Below are 2,960 nucleotides of genomic sequence, written 5' to 3' on the forward strand. Positions count from 1 at the left end.
CGAGCAGGAGGGTGCGCAGCCGGGGGCGCATGGTGAGGAACGACGTCGCCCAGGCGACCGACGCGAGCGTCAGCCCGAACGAGAGGCCGAAGGTGACGGCTTTGCGCATCGACAGCGGGCCCAGCCACGAGCCGCCGGTGGCGATGAGCACGAGGGCGTGGGCGACGCCGCTGAGGAACAGCGCCGCGCCGACGGCGTAGGCGACGCGCTCGGCTCGCTGTCCGTCGGACCAGATCCGGGTCAGTGCGTTCATGCTGTGGAGTCTCGCTCCGCGGACCGGGTCGCCGCGTCGGCCCGGCGGCGGCACCGCGACGTACGACGAGGGGCGTACGGCAATCGGCGAGTATGTCGAAAAAGCGCTGGTAAAGGAATTCCGATGTTCTTGACGGAATATTAACGAAAACCGTGTCCGGTGCCACTCGCCAGGCGGATGCGGTGTGGGCTTTGGCGTTCTACCCTGCAAACATGTACATCGCATTGTTGACCTATACGGCGCCCGAAACAGAAGTCGACTACGCGCTTCCGGACCATTCGGACTGGGTGCGCAAACAATTCGCGAAAGGACTCTTCCTGGTTTGCGGAAAGGGCAACGGCGCAGCTGATCACGTGATCCTGGTCCGCTCGGTGCTGCGCGGCAAGCTCGACGCCGTGCTGGCCAGTGACCCGTTCGTGGTCCAGCGGCTCGCCCGGTACGACGTCATCGAGTTCACCGCCACGCGCACCGCTCGGGAGCTGCTGGCGATCAACGAGGCCATCGCCTCTTAAGGAGCCGCTGCGTTCGGGTGGCCCGGCGACGATGCCCCGCCACCTGACGGCGAAGAACGCTCTCCCGCCGGACCTCGCTTATGATCGCGAAGGACGTCCAGCCAGGGAGAGTGCGATGAAAACCCCCGACCTCGTCTTCCGGGGCCGCCGGTTGAGCAGTGACCGCGCGCTGGTGCTGGCCGCGGTCGAGTCGCTCCCCGCGGCCCGCGACGCCGTCGCCGACGGCGCCGATCTCGTGAGCGTCCCCGGATCCCTCGTCGAGCAGGCGCGCAAGACTTTCCCCGATCTCGTCATCGGGGTCGACACCGCGGACCCGTCGGTCGCCGCGGCCTGCTGCGAAGCGGGCGCCGACCTGATCCTGACGCACGCGGACCTGGCCGAGGTCGCGGCCCAGTACGACGCCGGTTACGCCGCTCCGGCGGTTCCTGCTGTGGCCGGTTCGTCCGTTGTCATGGACATCGGGGAGTTCCGCGCGCCGCTGCCGGCCGGCGACGTGCCGGTGCTGGCTTCGGTGCCTGGCGACGGAACACCCGGCGGGCTGGCGCTGGCGGCCCTCGCGGCGTCGGCGGGGGTGGCGATCATCCGCACGAAGCACGTCCGCCAGGTGCGCCACGTGGCGGAGATGGCGGCGAGCATCGCGGGCACCCGCCCGCCGGCGAAGGCGGTCCGATGGGAGTGATCCGCCAGATCTGGCCCTCCGCGCGCGACCTGGCCGAGAGCGACCTCGAACAGCTGTACAGCTACCCGGCGAACCCCCGCTGGCTGGCGGTGAACTTCGTGTCGAGCACGGACGGCGCGATCGCGGTCGAGGGCCGGTCCGGGGCGCTGTCGACCCCGGCGGACAGGGTGGTCTACCGCCTCGGCAACGACCTGGCCGACGTGGTCCTGGTGGGCGCGGGAACGGCGATGGCGGAGGGGTTCGAGGGAATGCGCCCCGACGCCGCCACGGCCGAACGCCGCCGCCGCTTCGGCCTGGCCCCGATCGCTCCGGTGGCGGTGGTGACCACGGGCCGTTCCCTGCCACCGGACGCCCCGGTGATCACGAAGGCGGCGGTCCCGACGCTGGTCTTCACGTCCTCGGCGGCCCCTTCGGCGCTGCGCGAGGCCTGGGCGGCGAACGGCGCCCGCGTGTTCGTGGCGGGGGAACTGGCGGTGTCGGCCGAGCGGGTGGTGTCGACGCTGGTGGCGGAAGGCTTGGGCCGCATCGACTGCGAAGGCGGGCCTCGGTTGTTCGGTTCGCTGATCGAGGCCGGGCTGGTCGACGAGTTCCGGTTGACGGTGGCGCCGTTCCTGGTGGCGGGAACGTCCACCCGAGCCTCCCTCGGCGCGGCGGTCGATCCGGCGGAGCTGGAGCTGGCTTCGGTGCTCACGGACGGCGCGAGTGTGCTGCTCAGGTATCGGGCACCGCGCTAGTTTTGTCGGTCCCCTCCGGTAATGTGGAAATCGGGGGCTCCCTAGGCGGGTCCCGGCCGAATCATGCGCCGCGGGAAGCAGCGCTGCGCCGCAGAAGCTCGGCGAAGGCCTGCGCGGCGTGCGTCAGCGCGTGATCGGTCATCCGGACGAGCAGGATCCGGCGCACCGCGGTGCGCGGCCGCAAGGGCAGCACCCGGACACCGGGGCGGACGCCGTCCAGGGCCAGCGTCGGGGCGAGCGCGACACCGATGCCGGCGGCGACCATGGCCTGGGCTTCCTGGTAGTCGTGGGCCTCGTAGGCGATCTGGGGTTCGAACCCGACGGCCCGGCAGCTGCGGGTCAGCGCTTCGGCCACCGGGTGGTTGTCGGCGCGCGTGATCCAGGCGTCGTCCGCGAGCTGGGCGAGCGCGGCGCTGCGGCGGCGTGCCAGCGGATGCCGGTCGCCGACCAGGAGCGCCGGGGGATCGTCGAGCAGCGGCGTGACGGTGACGTCGCCGCGGTCGATGCGGCACCAGTCGTAGTCCCACATCAGCGAGAGTTCGATCTCGCGGTTCTCCAGCATCCGCCACAGCCCGGCGATGCGGCTGCTCCGCACGGTCAGCCGGATGTCCGGATGCGCTTCCTTGAAGGCGATCACCGACGGCGGCAGCAGGGACGCGCCGACCGTCGGGAAGGTGCCGACGCGCAGGGTGCCCGCGCGCAGCCCGGCGAAGTCGGCGAGTTCGTTCTCGGCGGCGGTGAGCTCGCGCTCGATGCGCTCGCCCCGCTCGACGAGCGCGCGG

Annotated in this window: 4 protein-coding genes and 1 pseudogene; 3 read left to right on the plus strand and 2 right to left on the minus strand. The window is 71.4% G+C overall.

Annotated elements, in window-relative coordinates:
• Window positions 1-253, minus strand: a pseudogene (locus CCN39_RS46760) (hypothetical protein); the annotation flags it as partial.
• A 212-nt stretch (window positions 254-465) separates the two neighbouring features.
• Here CCN39_RS46760 and CCN39_RS46765 point away from each other — a divergent pair.
• The 3 genes from CCN39_RS46765 to CCN39_RS46775 all read left to right on the plus strand — a co-directional run bounded on the left by CCN39_RS46765 (window position 466) and on the right by CCN39_RS46775 (window position 2,178).
• Window positions 466-765 carry a YciI family protein gene (locus CCN39_RS46765; protein ID WP_086853548.1) on the plus strand — a complete coding sequence of 100 codons (300 nt, stop codon included), beginning with the start codon at window positions 466-468 and terminating at the stop codon, window positions 763-765.
• Window positions 766-880: 115 nt separating this feature from the next.
• The gene (locus CCN39_RS46770; RefSeq protein WP_086853550.1) at window positions 881-1,444 is read left to right on the plus strand and encodes a pterin-binding domain-containing protein; all 564 of its coding nucleotides are present in this window, start codon (window positions 881-883) and stop codon (window positions 1,442-1,444) included.
• Entirely contained in the window at window positions 1,441-2,178 is a 738-nt protein-coding gene (locus tag CCN39_RS46775; protein ID WP_086853552.1) for a dihydrofolate reductase family protein, read from the plus strand. The genes CCN39_RS46770 and CCN39_RS46775 overlap by 4 nt, the downstream gene beginning before the upstream one ends.
• A gap of 61 nt (window positions 2,179-2,239) precedes the next feature.
• On the opposite strand, the gene CCN39_RS46780 is transcribed toward CCN39_RS46775, so the two are convergent.
• On the minus strand, window positions 2,240-2,960 hold a 721-nt coding region (locus CCN39_RS46780), incomplete at its 5' end, for a LysR substrate-binding domain-containing protein (protein WP_086853554.1).

This window comes from Amycolatopsis kentuckyensis (assembly GCF_002155975.1).
GTDB classification, from domain to species: Bacteria; Actinomycetota; Actinomycetes; order Mycobacteriales; family Pseudonocardiaceae; genus Amycolatopsis; species Amycolatopsis kentuckyensis.

What these genes read in the sequence shown, in the direction of transcription:
- CCN39_RS46770 (WP_086853550.1), top strand. Translation starts at nt 881, where the DNA reads ATGAAAACCCCCGACCTCGTCTTCCGGGGCCGCCGGTTGAGCAGTGAC.
- CCN39_RS46765 (WP_086853548.1), top strand. Translation starts at nt 466, where the DNA reads ATGTACATCGCATTGTTGACCTATACGGCGCCCGAAACAGAAGTCGAC.